Source organism: Flavobacterium sp. FlaQc-30, from assembly GCF_044005885.1.
GTDB lineage: Bacteria > Bacteroidota > Bacteroidia > Flavobacteriales > Flavobacteriaceae > Flavobacterium.
The window spans coordinates 319417-334775 of the sequence record NZ_JBIPCO010000004.1 but is presented as its reverse complement, the minus strand read 5'-3'; the positions used below and the strand labels follow the sequence as shown (position 1 = coordinate 334775).

Genomic DNA, 15359 nt, shown 5'->3' with positions numbered 1-15359 from the left:
AGTTCTCTAATTGGTAAAAAACTATATAGCTTAACAATACCAGTAATTTTAAAGTTAAATTAAGAAGCAAGTGCAATAGTCCAATTAGATATTTGAATGTTTCCCGCTACTAAGACAAAAGCTCCAGATTTCTCTGAAGCTTTTGCTTTTCATTTGAAGATTTTGGAAAGGGTATTACCAGATCGTTATTCTATCTTTCTCTGGTAAAAACATTTTATCCCCAGGTTTTACATTAAATGCATTGTAAAAAGGTGTCGTATTCATTAAAGGACCATTAACACGCCAATTTGGCGGCGAATGCGGATTATTGTTGATCCATAAACGCAGGAACTCGTCTTTCATTTTTACTCTCCATATTTTAGCTATAGAAATAAAGAAGCGTTGGTCTGGAGTAAAACCGTCGATTTTTGTATTCCCTTTACCTTGTTCCGTCATTTTAAAAGCATCATAAGCAACTGCTATTCCAGCAATATCTGCCGTATTTTCGCCAACTGTCATTGCGCCATTAATATGTAAATCCCCCAAAACAGTATAGGTACTGTACAGATTGATAACCTGTTGTATTCTAGATTTAAACTGCGCGTAATCCTCTTTTGTCCACCAGTTTTTCAGGTTTCCATCCTTATCATATTGAGCACCTTGATCATCAAAAGTATGGGTTATTTCGTGACCTATAACCATTCCGATACCGCCATAATTAAGTGCATCATCTGCATTGTTATCAAAATATGGGGCTTGTAAAATCCCTGCAGGAAAAACAATTTCATTTGCAGTGGGATTATTATATGCCGTAACTGTTGGAGTTGTAGTATACCATTCTGATTTATCGACTGGTTTGCCCAATTTTGCCAATTGAAATTGATATGCAGCCGCAGCGGCCGAAACCATATTTTCAAAATAGGTGTTTCTAGCTATGTGTACATTGCTATAGTCTCTCCATTTATCTGGATATCCTATTTTCTTAGTAATGGCAAATAATTTTTCTTTGGCTTTTTGTTTCGTAATAGGACTCATCCATTCTAATTTATCAATTCTTTTGCCGTACGCTTTTTGCAAATTATTCACGAGGATTAACATACGTTTTTTAGCATCTTCTGAAAAATATTTCTTTACATACAATTCACCCAGCGCATCGCCTAAGTAATTATCGACAACATTAGCCATTTTTTCTCCGCGTGTTTTTTGTACAGCTTGACCAGAAAGCACTTTGGTGTACTCAAATGAGGCATCTGCAAAAGGTTTACTTAAATCATCTGCATATCTTTCTACAGCATTTGCTTTCAAGTAAATTTTCCAATTATTAATAGGAATGGTTTTCAAAAGCTTATTTAGAGCGTCATAATAGGCTGGTTGACCTACATTAATAAAATCAGTTTTAGCACCTAAATTATTTAAAAAAGCAGTCCAGTCTATGTTCGGATGTCTTTTTACAAGATCTGCCACAGCCGTTTTATTATAATTGGCTTGCACATCTCGAAGTTCAACTTTTGTTTTATGCGAAACAGCAATTTGTTTGTCAATATCGTAAACTAAATCAGCATTCTTTTTAGCCTCTTCGGCACTGCTGCCTGTTTGTTGAAATAATACAGTAAGGTATTTTTTATATGATTCTTGTATAGCAGCAGTCGATGAATCTGATTTGAAATAATAATCCCTGTCTGGCAAGCCAATCCCAGTTTGATAAAGTTGAGCAATATTCATGCTGCTGTTTTTATCATCGGGTGACACTCCAAAAGCTATAATAGAAGAATTGCCTGCTTTTTCTTCATTAGCTACAAATTTCATTAAAGACGGTAAATCACTAATGGCTTCAATTTTAGCAAGCAAGGGTTTAATTGGTGTATAACCACGTTTGTCAATGGTTACGGTATCCATACCTGATGCATAAAAATCGCCTACTTTTTGCGCTATACTTCCTGCTGAATTCTCACTTTTAGAAATACTGTCTAATATTCGCTGCAGGCGCATTCGCTGCGGGAAATTCATAAACATATAGGCGCCTACTCCGGCTTGAGATGGTGGTATCGATACAGAATCGTACCATTTGCCATTTACATATTTAAAAAAATCATTACCAGGTGTCAATGTGGAATCTATTCCAGTGATGACGACATTTTTTTTCTCCTGATGTTTTGAACACGCTGTAAAAGCTAAGAATGCAATAAAGAGCACTAAGGATTTTTTCATAAGCTAGATGGTTTCTATTAAAATGAACTGAAAAAACGTTTGAAAAAGCAATTTTAAAATGGATATGCCTGGCATCGTTAATTTTAGCAGAACAATATACGAATTCAGTTTTTAATTCTAAAGTTTTTTATCAAATCCAAAGCAAAGACAAATGCCGCTGACTCTCGCATGATAATTTTCCACAAATAAAAACTAAACAACTATTAATCAAAACACTACAACCCTACTCTATTTAATTTAATTGCTTTCCATTAAATCTCTTAGCATCATTTTTCTTTTATTATAATGCAATTTTATCTTACTTTTATCACAAGAATACCACTAAAAAAACAAAGTAAAAAATGATTGATTAAACTCTAAAAATTAACCCCATAAACCATAACCTATAACTAATGTATTACATAAAAAACAAAAATCTGATCTCCATTTTCGCACTATTATTTTTCTTTTCCTGTAAAATTCAGGCGCAAGGATTTGATAAGAACACGAAGGATAGTGTAATGATCTACAACAAAATGCTTTCAGAAAAACAGATGCATGAGGATCTTAAACTACTTCTTGCCATAAATGAAAAAGCAAATTCGGGCTTATATCAATACCGCTCTAAAAAACAAATAGACAGCATTTATAGCGCAGCCATCAAAAGTATTAAAAAGCCTTTGAGCGTTACTGAGTTTTACAAAATAATGCTTCGTTTGGCAGATTATGAAGGCAGTGTACATAACTATACTATCCCTGATCTTGATTTAATAAATTTTTTAAATCGGCAGAAATCGTTTTTCCCTTATCCTCTTCTTTATATTAACGGACAAATTATTTTCGATGGTCAATCGTCAGATATACCTGCTGGTTCGAGAATAAGAAGCATAAACGGTATAAATGACGCACAATTGATGCGATCTTTTTATAAATATTATACGGCGGATGGTCATAATAGTACAGAAAAATTATCGGCAAGCGTAAATAAATCGTTTGGAATAAACTATCTGCTGGAATATGGTCTTTGTAATGAATTCGTCATAGAATACAATGCACCAAAATCTGGATCTCTTGAAAAAAAGGTGCTTTCTGCAGTAACACTGAAGCAAAGAGAAGCAAACATTAAAAATAGATTTAGTGCTCCTGTTACTGATTTGATCGATTACAAAAAGCAGGCTCCTTACAGCTTTAGCATGCTTAATCCTGCTGCAGGTTTATTAAATCTAAGATGGTTTGGCATGGCGTACGGATCTGACGATCCTAAGTTTCAAACGTATGTTCAATTTTTGGACAGTGTTTTTACAAAACTAGATAAAAACAAGGTTGCTAATCTGATCATTGATGTTAGAAATAATCCAGGCGGAAGTGATCCTAACTTTGAACAACCTGTAATGTATCTTACAGATAAACCATTCAAAGAAAATGTAAAGGCTACCATAATCTTTGATCCCAACTTTTTGCCTTTCGAGAAATATTTCTGGGGCGTTTCGACATCGGAACGCATGGATAGTATTACCAAAAAAATGGGAAAAGAATACTTAAAAGATGTGTATCCGGTTTTCAAAAACAATGTAAGCGTACAAAACCAAAAATACAATCCAGTTTATTATCCCAAATCACCTAGGTTTAAAGGCAAAATTTATCTTTTGATTAATGAAAATGTGGCATCAGCTGCTTCACATTTTGCTTCTCTGGTAAAAGCGTATGTTGAAAATGTTACTATAGTGGGCGTAGAAACTGTAGGCGGTTACTATCGTCACAACGGACATTCACCATTGGTCTATGAGCTTCCAAATTCAAAGATAAAAACACAATTTTCAATTGTAAATCTGGTTCAGGATGCCCCAAAGAAGGATAACCAGCCAGAAGGTCACGGCATTATGCCTGATCATGAAGTATGGCCTTCACTAGATGACTTTTTTCAACATAAGGATACGCAAATGGAATTTACACTTAAACTTATAGAAATGAAATAATTTATTTTTTATACTTTAAAAAACAACAAAAAAGCTTCAGATTTCTCTGAAGCTTTTTTGTTTATCTATTGCCTGACTCAGGTATGTGTGTTTTATTTATTCAGCTCTTTTTCAATTTCTTTAATAAGTTCAATTGTTAGTGGTCTTGTGTTTTGATCATAAACCCTTATATTATTCTTACCTAGTTTGACAAGAAATTCAACTGTCTTTTTAAATTTTGGGTCTGCATACATCTCTTGTTCTGATTTATCTGCATTTTCTATCATTTTATCAAAACACTTAAACAGAAAATCATTATAATATTTATCGACCTCGTTGATTGCCGGTACATATATTTGGTAATAATTTAAGATTTTCTGTTTTAATTTTTCGTCTTCAATATACCCAATTTTACCACTAGACTTAAAACCTTCAAAATTACCAATATTCATTTTTGGTCCATGTGAATAAATTGGGAACTCAACTTTATTTTTAGACTTGTAAATACTGTCAAGTTGGTGAGGCGTTAGCGCTAAAATTTTTTCATAATCCATGTTTGATTTTTTGTATGCTTCCTTTTCAATGTCGATGCTTTTTACATCATTTTGCAAATCATTCTTTAAATTTTCAAGAAATACCTTTACTTCTTCTTGTTGATGTTTATGTTCGCTCCAACTGTGCAGCGATATTGAAAGTGTTACTGCAAAAACAATTATGAATATTTCTATTAGGATTTCTTTCACTTTATCTCCCAATGAGTGCTCTTTATTTTTCGCCGCTTTGTAAATTCTTTGAGTGTGTTTTTGTACTTCTTCTTGCATAGTTTTTGGTTAAAATATTCTCTGATTAATTTGTTTTTGTCTTTGTTTTATAAAATAGCACAACTTATTATACATTTGGAAAATGAATACTTATCCATGCAAATTTGGGCTAATATTGTGATATAAATATCTCACAATATTAATTCTCAAATATATAATTTTTCAATTATAAATCATCATATGGACTTTTATTTTACTGCTGTTTTTGATGCATAAAATGAATCCGGACATGAAAACAAAAAAAGTTTTCTTTCTATTCTATACACAAACAATCACGATATTTTAAAACTAAGATTCTTATTCTGCAATACTATATTTGGCTGACTAATCGACCATTTCTACTACTAAAAAAGCTTCAGATTTCTCTGAAGCTTTTTTTATTTTAGTCTGTTTACACTTTGAAATAACTTTATATCCACCAATAAAATACTCGCATCGACAAAGGATTATTGTTCATTGGTAAGTGCGCCATTTCTCTTTACAATTTCTTTCACTCCTCCTTTTGTTAGAAATATTGAATTGTAAGCACCTGATTTATCACGTATAAATTCTATCGTCCTATCATTATTATCCGCTCTAAAAAATTTTGTTTTTGACTCAGGCAAAAGCTCCATTTCTGAACTGTTATAAAATAGTTTTTCTCCAATTTTGATTATTTCGATTTTTCCATACTTGCCTGCGTATTTATCATACTGAGCACTATCTGCTTTCGTTTGATGATGTTTGTAAGGAAGTTCAACCTCCATCTGTAATGCAATTGCTGAAAGACCGTAAGCTATAATCTGCGAAGATGATTCGTTGTTTGAAAGTACTGTCACAAAAATTTTATCCTCTGTAAACCGATTAAAAGAAGTCATTGTACCAAAAAAACCTCCATCATGTCCAATTAGCTGATGTCCATGATTATAAAATGGATTAATCATAAATCCATATCCAAAACCTTCATCACTATAGGAAGTAAACATCAACTTTTTCATTTCAGCTGTTAGTATTGTTGTTCCATAAAGTATATTGTCCCATAATGCCAAATCTTCAATAGTAGAATAAATGCCGTCGTGTCCAACATTAAATCCCCAATTGATATAAGGATTCTGAACAAATCCTGTTTCGGTTCTATAATAAACTCTTGCTTTTTTTGAAATTATCGAATCATTATTACTTACTCCTGTATTTTTCATTCCTGCTTTGTCAAATATATTTTTCTTCAAAAAAACCGCGTATTTTTCACCAGATGTTTTTTCAATAATCTTCCCCAATAAGTAATAGCCAATATTACTATAAGCACTTTGAGTTCCCGGCGAGAACTCATAGGGTATTTTTTTTATTTCTTCGTACGCAACATCACTAGAAACAGTAGTTAATGTCAATTCTTTAAAACCTAACGCCAGTCCTGAAGAATGACATAATAACATATGAATGGTAACACTATCTGCTTTTGGATAATCTGGAAAAAATTTACTTAACTTATCGGTAAGTGACAACTTCCCTTCTTGGACTAGTAAGAGAATAGCAGCTGCCGTAAATTGCTTTGTAACAGATGCCAACTGAAATTTAGTATCAATTGTATTTTTAGTATTCCACTCGTAGTCTGCCAAACCATATGCTTTTTTTAGTAAAACTGAGCCATTTTTTGTGACTATGACTGTACCGCTAAAATTATTTACGTCAACCTGTGCCTGCATATAATTTGCCAGATTAACTGCTTCTTTTTTTTGTCCAAAAATTAGTGTCGAGAAAAGAATGAATATCAAACTTGGCAGCAATTTATTGATTAGATATTTTTTTTTCATATTATTTTTTTTCCGTTTGAGATTGTTTTAGTCTGTTTGCTTTCTAGTAAATCATTTTTATTGATACAAATATAATTGATATATCAATTATATTTGTATGTTTTACTTAATTATTTTAAAAAAAGTTTCTTTTAGATCAGATTTCTAATTTACATTTTAGTTAATCATTTCTTAATCCCTTCAAAAAATCATTTGCATTAACCTAAATTCGTTCTGTAATTTAGTATGAAATAAGCTATGTTTTAAAAAACAACTAAATACCATTGTTCCCCAAAACAAATCTTAAAAATAACTTTTACTTTAAAAAATTGATTTATACCACAATTTTAAATATTGCGATTTTTCAAGGAGTAATCTTGGGCATCATTATTCTAAAATCTTCCTTATTCAATAGTAATTCAAATAAATATCTAGCCTACTTGCTATTTGCACTTTCAATCGTTTTACTAAACTATGTTTTTGAACTTGAAAATGTGTTTAAATCCTATCCTTTAATACGTTTTACAGACGCTGTCGATTGGATATTTCTATTACCCGTTTTCACTTTCCAGTTTATTATAAACCGCATTGATGATACAGTAAAAAACAAACAAAAAACGTATTTGTATTACATTCCATTTGTCTTTAACAGCATTCTTAATGTTGCTGTTTGTCTTGACATTATAGCAGGAATTTATAAAATTCCCGAGGCATACATACCTGTAATCAATATACTCAGGATTATTCAGCTTTTAATGGCCGTTATCATTGTCCTGTTTCTGCCCCTTTATTCTTATTTTATGATAAGGCATTTAAAAGACCCTCAGGAGAAAAAATGGGTCATTACCATATTAACCTTCATGCATTTGCTGTTGGTTACATGGCTGACTACTTATTTGGCTGGTTATTTTTTTCAATTAGATATTTCTGCTGCCATGAGCTGGCTGGCTATATGCGCTACCTTTATAATTCATTGGACAGCTTATGCCGGCATTTACAAATACAAACTTGCCAAGAACAAAGATGCTATTTATCATTTTCTAAACAATGATTTAGCGCTTTCATCTGCCAGCCTTCAAATTATAGAAAGCGGCCCGACAGAAGAAAATAATACCTCGGAAGAATACAAAGAATCTATCACGGCAGATAATCTTTATTTTCAAAAACTAGAACTTCTTTGCAAAGAGCAGCATATTTATACTGACAGCACATTAAACAGAGAAAAAGTTGCCGAACAACTTGGCATAAGTGCAGGTTATGTTTCACTAATTATAAATACGATTACTGGAGACAATTTTGCCAATTATATAAATAACTATCGAGTTGAAGCGGTCAAGGAAATGATTTCAAATTCTGACTATGAAAACTACAATTTGCTGGCAATGGGATTAGAGTCTGGGTTTACTTCAAAAACCACTTTTTATAAGGCGTTTAAAAAAGTAACCGGTCAAACACCTAATGAATACAAAAACACTATTAAATAAGTACCGATTTGTGCAATTTTAAGTTTTTGAAACCTTTTCTACTTTTTTTAAAATCAATTTTGTACTCAAATAATTCAAATCACTTTTTATGAAAAAACTATTATTACTAGCTGTTCTTACAGTTTTAGGTTTTGCAAATGTTAATGCCCAAGAAATTAAATTTGGTGCAAAAGGAGGTTTAAACTTCGCAACTGTCAGCGGAGATAACACCAAAGGCATTGATTATGTAACAGCATTTAACTTAGGTGTTTTATCAGAAATTCCTATTTCAGATAAATTTTCTTTTCAGCCTGAATTAATGTATTCTGGTCAAGGATACAGTTTCAATGATAATACAATTGCTTTAAGTTACCTGAACCTTCCTTTAATGGGAAAATATTACCTAACTAAAGGATTTAGTGTTGAAGCCGGACCGCAAATAGGCTTTTTGCTTGATGCTAAAAATGAAAAAATAAACGTAAAAGATTCGTTTAATACTTTTGATTTTGGCGTTAATTTTGGTTTAGGCTATAAACTTGAAAACGGACTTAATTTTGGCGTAAGATATAATCTAGGATTAACTGACATTAATAATGTAGATAATTCTTCTAGCAAAAATAAGAACGGACTGTTTCAAGTATCTGTTGGTTATTTCTTTTTCTAAAGCTTATGATTTGGTCTAAAAAGGAATTCAAATTCTTGTAACAACATTATCAAAATCTTAAAAAAACTGGTCAGACATTTTAACGTTGCCTGAAACTAAGTAAAACACCACTTGAAAAAGCTGGTGTTTTTTTTCTATTTCAGATTCAGCAAAATCATATCCGTATTGATAAATACAAGTTCCAGTCGTGTTACGTTTCTAAAATTCATAAAACATAAATTCAAGTACATTACTCACAAACATTTGTATTTTAAAAGGACAGCTTCTTGATTGACACTTTATTTTATAATTATAAATCTGTCTGCAGGTCTGAAGAATACAGAGTCTTTTCTACAGCATTATTTTGAGATATTTTTTGAATATCTACCAGAATATCAATATCATTTTTAAAAATTGTGTTCAATACTTCAGCAACTTCCTCCGAAGTATGTTCATTAGAATATCCTACAAATTGAATCAGTTTATCTTTTTGCTGATGCATTTTAAATCCTGCCAAAGACAACTGAGACAAACGATTAGAAACATCAATATTATTGATTTTCATGTTTGATTTTGTTAAAAAAACTATTGGATTTCGAGCTTCTAAATCTATTAAAAACGGAACTCCATTTTCTATCTTTAAACTACAAAAATCACCTGTTCTATATCGTATTAAGGGCAAGAAAGGGTTACTGCCTCCGGTAACTACTAATTCTCCTCTTTCGCCATATGGAAGCTTCACATCTTGATATTCATCAAAAATTTCTAAATACAAATCCGGCCGAATAATCTTATGTCCAATTTCTGAAGCATAAGCTATGTTTCTACATTCTGTTAACGAATAAAGATCGATAACAGGGCATTTAAAATAATTTTCTAATTTGCTTTTGGTGCCTTTTGTTAACTTCATAGCAGAGGATATTAAGGCCTTCGGATTCAGTTTAGGCTTTAAATCTAATAATGCTGTAAAAGCGATTGGATCACCAGTAAGAATTTGCGGATTATATTTCTCAAGGTATTTTTTACAATCATCAGGATGGTTCCAATCTGACGGATTTAGATTTATTTTTAAAATACCCGCTCCTTCTAAATAGGTTGATAAAGAAGCGTATGTCAATGTTTTTTGCTGTGCACAAATCAAAGCAATTGCTGCTGTATTTTTACTTTCTTTTATATGAATATCGAAATCTTTTAGAACCGATTCTATTTGCGGCAGCCAATTGGCTTGTGAAACGGCATCAAAAAGCACATCTAACTTTGGTCCTGTAGATCCAGAAGTATGATACACTAACAACTCCTCTAAATTTGCTTCATTAGAAACAAATAAATAAGGATATTTTCTAATGTCTTCTCTGGAAATGGTTGGAAAAGAATCTAAATCAGTGCCTTTTTTTTCATAAAAAGGTACTGTTTTAAGACACCATTTTAAATAGTCATTTACCCAAATTGGCGTTTGTCCTTCGTTCCAAAATACTGTTTTATCATAGTACTTTTTTTTATAGGAATGGACTTTTAAAAGTTGTACTGCGTTTAATCGATCACCGCTTTTAAAATTAAATTTTGGAGCAAAAGCATCTTGTCTAAGTTCATTTAAGAAACTTAAATCATCAAGCAGCGGAAAACGCTCCTCATCTGTTAATGCAATTTGTGGATTACTACTCGCGTCCATAGGTATTTGCTGCTTCTCTGGCTTTTTTCTCTGCCATTTCTCTTTTAATGGCCATTATTCTTTCGTGCGCTTCATAAGATTGTTTTAAAACTTTATGCCTGTCTGCACTGCTTAATGAAGATAATTTATCTGCCGCTTCATCATAACTTTCGCCGTTAGGTATGATCTCACAACAATTTAGCAGCAAACGCACCATTTCTTCCGCACGTTCATCATCATTAATCCATTCATTAAATTTTACATATGCAGCAGCTTCACGCAATTCTTCAAACCAAAAATTATAGAGTTTATCTGCAATAAATGGCTTATTTATAAAATCTTGATGACTAAGAAGCCATACCGAAATATGAATTGCCAGCCAATGATTATCTTTAATAAGATTTAAATCAGTATTGGTCGGTATGTTAAATTCCGTTCTTAAAAAATCATTACTTACAATTCTGTATGTATCACAAATTAAGGCTGTTGAATTCAATCCATCTTTAAGAAGAAAATCCGAAGACTTTAAAAAGCTGTCTGGACATTTTCTTAAATAGGTAACTAGTTCAAAAACATCATATTTAGACATAGGCATAATTTTGTTGTGAAAACTCTGATGCAAATTTTAAAAGTTCAGCTTCATTTGTGACATAATATACTTTCCAACCCATTTTTTCTAACCGTATTACTAAATCTTTTTGGTAATCTGGATAAGAATGCAAAACCATAGTTCCGTGCCCGCCAGCATTTTTTAATGCAATTTCGGCCAATTCCCAGTGCGTTTGTTTCTTTTGTGTATCAGAATTTAACATGCTGAATATATCATTATCTGTAACGATTACAATATGTGATTTTTTATTTGGTTTTTCTCCAAACGGTTTTCGCAATCGCTCAATTCCATAGGCATAACCAGTTCCCAAATAAGAGGTTAAGGTAGTTAGCAAATCTGTTTCATCAGAAATAAAACCATCTGTTTCCAAGTAACTTCCTGGTTCACCAGATAAACACCCCATAACGGATGCTCCAGCACGTAAAGCAGATAATCCAATAATTGTTGCTGCGAGAACCGGCCATGAAAAATTTTCTTTTGGATTCATCATCGAACCAGAGCAGTCTATCCCCATATATACATCTAAAGGTCCTTCTGAAATATTATTATCAGAGTCTGCACCATAAGTTCTTTTTTGAGTGGTTAATCCTGGAATAATTGCAGGTGATAAAATAGCCGATTGCAGCCAATCTACTTCTTCTATTGCATCTCCAATATCCCACGTTTCCAATCCTTCTGGTAAATCCATAGAAACATTTTCTGAAGTCTCTACAGGAAAATCAATTAAATGAGATAAAGCAATTTCCTTATAATAGGCATTAACCAAACTCTGCTCATCAGCATTTGGGTTGACTTGCTGCATTAAGTCGATATAATTTCCCGGACCCATATATCCATTTCTTGGTCCAAATCCGCCTTTTTTATTTTCATCTAAACCTAAAACATCGATGTTTTTCTTGCCGCCGTCTTCTTTTAAACTAATCGCTTCTTTTCGCATATCGACTATTTCATCATAGCCTTCTAAATCAAGTTCTGTCATGCCCGAGATATCCATAGCTCCTTTGCCTGCATCTTCCGCATCTAATAGTATCAAAATCTTTTTGCGTGCATCTTTAAACGTTTTATCATCCATTAAATAGGGATATAACATTACAGCAAATCTTCCGCCGCCATGAATCCAGCCTTTTGAATAACTTCTAACCAAAGAAGCTAATAATGAAGCATCAGCATCTATTTTTTTACTGTGAAATGATAAATTCACTGCTAATTCGCCGCGTTTCAAACGCCACAAATATTCATAAGTACGCATCATTAATGTCCATAATTCAGAAAAATTATCTTCTGAATTAATCGCTTTATAAACCTCTGAAATTTTTAATTTATTGACACGCTGTAATTTATCATTGATTAAAAAATCAGTATATAAATTTGACACCATCGGTGCTCGATCCTCAATACCGGGTAAAGCAAAACGAATTCGGTTCAACAAAACAGCGTTGTCGTATAAATTTGCAGGTGCAAAAATGTGATGCCCTATTTCGTGTGCTAATACCTCAACAGCGTAATCGACAATACCGCGTTCTACAATTTCTTCTAAGTTTATCACTATGCGATGATCTGTTAACCGAATCATTGCAAAGCTGCCCGAAAGCCCTTCTTTTTGAGCTTCCTGATGCGACAAACACCAAATAGGTTCTTGCAAGCGCAGCAAAGGATTCCACTCCAGTTTTGCCTGCTGCCAGCACGATTTCCAAGCGGCTAATGTTTCTTTTATTTCAGATTGATTATGCATTTCCAAGACTGAATAAGTATAAAAAATAGGAATTTTGCAACGTTAAAACCAATGTGTTTTCTGTTGTCGCAAAAGATGAAATCTTTTTTGTGTCAATTTTTTCGTTGCCTTTTCCAAGCCATTTCTCCAAGTTATCTAATCGATTAGAATTTGATAAAATTAGAGATGCATCAACAGAATTTGCAGGAACCAAAACTTTTCCAAATTGGTCTGCAAAAAGTGCATAACTGCTTTTCGAATCGGTTACAAATATGTTTCCATCAATTTTTGCTAGTCTCGGCGGATTTTCAAAAAATCCATCTGTGTCTTTAAAACCGCCTTGTACGCCTTCAAATTTTGGTTTTTCATCCGCCCACGGATTCTTAAAAAGTTGAATCGAACTTTTGTCGGAACTTATGGCATTGCTAACTATTTCTTGCAGATTCTCAGAAAGTTCTTTGAAATCTGTATTTAAACGAATCCTCAAATGTGCCAAACCGCATCTCCACGCATAAATACGTCCTGCAATTTTAAAATCTTCAATAGTTTTAATCTCAGAGCTGCTGAGCTTGATTAGAGTACACCAATCTATTATTTTTTCTGGTGCATATATATGCAGATTAAAAAGAACGTCATTTAACAATGAAATTACTTTTACAGGAAATTTCACGACTAAGTTTGGCATTTGCACCATTAAGAGCCAAGCCTCTTTGTATTCGTCTTTATAGCGAATTGCAGATCCGTTTCCAATTAACTTCAATGATTCTTGATAAAGCGCTTTTACAATTTCATGAATTTTTTCTGGAGCAGAATTTAAAGCAGTCGTTTCTTTTACAATTGGTTCAACAACTTCTACCATCCAACTCGTAATTGCATGAGCAGGCAAATTGCCATATTTCATTTCGCTCTCATTGTACCATCGATTGTACAACGTACTTTTTTCGCTTAATTCTGCAATAAGTGGTTGAAAGCTTATTTTTTCCATTGCAGCCATCTTTTGTAATTGGTGTATCGTTGATGCAGATATTTTAGTTTTAAAATATCATCAGCTCGATAACCGTACAGCTTTTTCTCTTCAGACCACTTTTGCAGCTGCTTTTCAATACTTAAAAGTCGATTATCAATTTCTTTTGAAGATATATTTTCAAGACCTTTTTTAAATTCCTCTTCAAATCGATCAACTGGATCATTTCTATCCAAATCCTGACTCACATATTCATCGCAAGACAAATCGAATAAGTTTCGCAGCCACACAATTCGATCTACTCTGTATACTTCATTGCCTATTTGATCGAAAAATGGAGATTCTAAATGCGGCGTCAAACTGTCGTGTAAAACAAATGGCAGAACTTGTCTAATATCTTCTAATTCTACTTTTCGATTTCCTCTAAAATAAGCCAATGCTTTAGAAAACATTAGTAATGTCATGATTTTTCTAACAGACAAACCATTCTTTGCCTGCGAACCTAAATCTTTAATTGGATCTTTTCCTGTTTCTTTTCTAAAAAGAACACGCATATCCATACCAGATAATTTTGCCGTGTCTTTGGTCATATATTCCAGTCGGTTAGACGCAGGTTCAAAAAATTCAAACTGGCGGCAGAAAAACTCGATACGTTTACGTAATTCTGGATCTATTTGAATCCCTCTAATTTGTTTATTTACAGTCGTTAATTCTTCTTCTGTAAAAATAATTTCTTCAGGAATTATTGCTTCTGGCTTAAAATTGAGCTCAATGCGCTGCAATAAATCTTCAATAAACCTTGTATTAAAGTGCATAGCTCTAATAACAATATCAATTCTATCCTTTAAGGCTTCAATAACCTGATAAGTTCCTCCACCTGCATCATCGTTAGCAGTCAGATACCATGCGCCATCAGGACATTCATAAATCTGATCAAAAATTTCAGCATAGTTATCGGCCAGCACAGTTAATAAAGCGGATTGCGTTCTGGTTGGAATTCGATTATATTCATCAATAATTTTTACTCTCATGCCCAGCCATTTTCGCCAAGCAATTCGAATATCTGAAGTTTTTTCGGCCTTTACCATATCCGAAGGCAATGGATGTCCTAATAAATCTGAAATTGTCATTTGAGGCTGACCATGCTGAATGGCTCTCATTACATCTTTATTATCATATCCAGCCAGCAAACCCATCAAAACAGAAGTAGCTGTTTTTCCGCGGCCTGGCCCGCCAACAATAAGACATTTACCTCTTACAGCTAAATTTAACAGAGGCATTAATACAAAACTAGAATAGCTTTGATCTGTAGGCAGATAAACGGGTACTTTACTGTCTCCAAATAAAAACTTTTTAGGATCGCTGTCATTAAACTCGATATCATAATACGGACTGATAATGGCCGTATTAGCGATCCAAAAATACGCTTGGCGCAATTTCTCATCTAAAGTAATTGCATCACCAGATTCTTTTTGAAAATCATCAGCTGAATAAAGATCTTCTACTTGAAATTTATTATTGCTTTTGGCATCTTGCGGATTTGTTGGTGATTCTGGAACTTTCTTAAAAAATCCCATCGTTTTATTTAATAAATCAGACATAGCTATAT

The 15359-nt window shown here is 33.0% G+C and carries 11 protein-coding genes; 3 read left to right on the top strand and 8 right to left on the bottom strand.

What is annotated here, in order from left to right; translation table 11 throughout:
* Positions 1 to 174: 174 nt before the first annotated feature.
* Positions 175 to 2187 carry a M13 family metallopeptidase gene (locus tag ACHRV0_RS11655; protein ID WP_395440953.1) on the bottom strand — a complete coding sequence of 671 codons (2013 nt, stop codon included), beginning with the start codon at positions 2185 to 2187 and terminating at the stop codon, positions 175 to 177.
* Between the two features lie 392 nt (positions 2188 to 2579).
* Here ACHRV0_RS11655 and ACHRV0_RS11650 point away from each other — a divergent pair, with 392 nt between their 5' ends.
* The gene (locus tag ACHRV0_RS11650; RefSeq protein WP_395440952.1) at positions 2580 to 4142 is read left to right on the top strand and encodes a S41 family peptidase; all 1563 of its coding nucleotides are present in this window, start codon (positions 2580 to 2582) and stop codon (positions 4140 to 4142) included.
* A gap of 92 nt (positions 4143 to 4234) precedes the next feature.
* Here ACHRV0_RS11650 and ACHRV0_RS11645 read toward each other — a convergent pair whose 3' ends face one another.
* Positions 4235 to 4942, bottom strand: a complete 708-nt coding sequence (locus tag ACHRV0_RS11645; protein WP_395440951.1) for a DUF6090 family protein — start codon at positions 4940 to 4942, stop codon at positions 4235 to 4237.
* A 446-nt stretch (positions 4943 to 5388) separates the two neighbouring features.
* Entirely contained in the window at positions 5389 to 6732 is a 1344-nt protein-coding gene (locus tag ACHRV0_RS11640; RefSeq protein ID WP_395440950.1) for a serine hydrolase, read from the bottom strand.
* Positions 6733 to 7040: 308 nt separating this feature from the next.
* Here ACHRV0_RS11640 and ACHRV0_RS11635 point away from each other — a divergent pair, with 308 nt between their 5' ends.
* Entirely contained in the window at positions 7041 to 8195 is a 1155-nt protein-coding gene (locus ACHRV0_RS11635; protein ID WP_395440949.1) for a helix-turn-helix domain-containing protein, read from the top strand.
* An 88-nt stretch (positions 8196 to 8283) separates the two neighbouring features.
* Positions 8284 to 8838 carry a porin family protein gene (locus tag ACHRV0_RS11630; RefSeq protein WP_129056210.1) on the top strand — a complete coding sequence of 185 codons (555 nt, stop codon included), beginning with the start codon at positions 8284 to 8286 and terminating at the stop codon, positions 8836 to 8838.
* 289 nt (positions 8839 to 9127) lie between these two features.
* Here ACHRV0_RS11630 and ACHRV0_RS11625 read toward each other — a convergent pair whose 3' ends face one another.
* The 5 genes from ACHRV0_RS11625 to ACHRV0_RS11605 are packed head-to-tail and all read right to left on the bottom strand — an operon-like array spanning position 9128 to position 15351.
* Entirely contained in the window at positions 9128 to 10486 is a 1359-nt protein-coding gene (locus ACHRV0_RS11625; protein WP_395440948.1) for an AMP-binding protein, read from the bottom strand.
* Positions 10473 to 11054 carry a hypothetical protein gene (locus ACHRV0_RS11620; protein ID WP_395440947.1) on the bottom strand — a complete coding sequence of 194 codons (582 nt, stop codon included), beginning with the start codon at positions 11052 to 11054 and terminating at the stop codon, positions 10473 to 10475. The genes ACHRV0_RS11625 and ACHRV0_RS11620 overlap by 14 nt, the downstream gene beginning before the upstream one ends.
* Complete coding sequence (locus tag ACHRV0_RS11615) at positions 11047 to 12807, bottom strand: hypothetical protein (RefSeq protein WP_395440946.1); 1761 nt, start codon at positions 12805 to 12807, stop codon at positions 11047 to 11049. The genes ACHRV0_RS11620 and ACHRV0_RS11615 overlap by 8 nt, the downstream gene beginning before the upstream one ends.
* Positions 12800 to 13771 carry a hypothetical protein gene (locus ACHRV0_RS11610; protein ID WP_395440945.1) on the bottom strand — a complete coding sequence of 324 codons (972 nt, stop codon included), beginning with the start codon at positions 13769 to 13771 and terminating at the stop codon, positions 12800 to 12802. The genes ACHRV0_RS11615 and ACHRV0_RS11610 overlap by 8 nt, the downstream gene beginning before the upstream one ends.
* Complete coding sequence (locus ACHRV0_RS11605) at positions 13759 to 15351, bottom strand: AAA family ATPase (RefSeq protein ID WP_206734760.1); 1593 nt, start codon at positions 15349 to 15351, stop codon at positions 13759 to 13761. The genes ACHRV0_RS11610 and ACHRV0_RS11605 overlap by 13 nt, the downstream gene beginning before the upstream one ends.
* Between the last annotated feature and the right edge of the window lie 8 nt (positions 15352 to 15359).

Excerpts from the sequence above, each read along its gene's own strand:
- ACHRV0_RS11655 (WP_395440953.1), bottom strand. The coding sequence starts at position 2,187 with ATGAAAAAATCCTTAGTGCTCTTTATTGCATTCTTAGCTTTTACAGCG.
- ACHRV0_RS11650 (WP_395440952.1), top strand. The coding sequence starts at position 2,580 with ATGTATTACATAAAAAACAAAAATCTGATCTCCATTTTCGCACTATTA.
- ACHRV0_RS11645 (WP_395440951.1), bottom strand. The coding sequence starts at position 4,942 with ATGCAAGAAGAAGTACAAAAACACACTCAAAGAATTTACAAAGCGGCG.
- ACHRV0_RS11640 (WP_395440950.1), bottom strand. The coding sequence starts at position 6,732 with ATGAAAAAAAAATATCTAATCAATAAATTGCTGCCAAGTTTGATATTC.
- ACHRV0_RS11630 (WP_129056210.1), top strand. The coding sequence starts at position 8,284 with ATGAAAAAACTATTATTACTAGCTGTTCTTACAGTTTTAGGTTTTGCA.
- ACHRV0_RS11625 (WP_395440948.1), bottom strand. The coding sequence starts at position 10,486 with ATGGACGCGAGTAGTAATCCACAAATTGCATTAACAGATGAGGAGCGT.
- ACHRV0_RS11620 (WP_395440947.1), bottom strand. The coding sequence starts at position 11,054 with ATGTCTAAATATGATGTTTTTGAACTAGTTACCTATTTAAGAAAATGT.
- ACHRV0_RS11615 (WP_395440946.1), bottom strand. The coding sequence starts at position 12,807 with ATGCATAATCAATCTGAAATAAAAGAAACATTAGCCGCTTGGAAATCG.
- ACHRV0_RS11610 (WP_395440945.1), bottom strand. The coding sequence starts at position 13,771 with ATGGAAAAAATAAGCTTTCAACCACTTATTGCAGAATTAAGCGAAAAA.
- ACHRV0_RS11605 (WP_206734760.1), bottom strand. The coding sequence starts at position 15,351 with ATGTCTGATTTATTAAATAAAACGATGGGATTTTTTAAGAAAGTTCCA.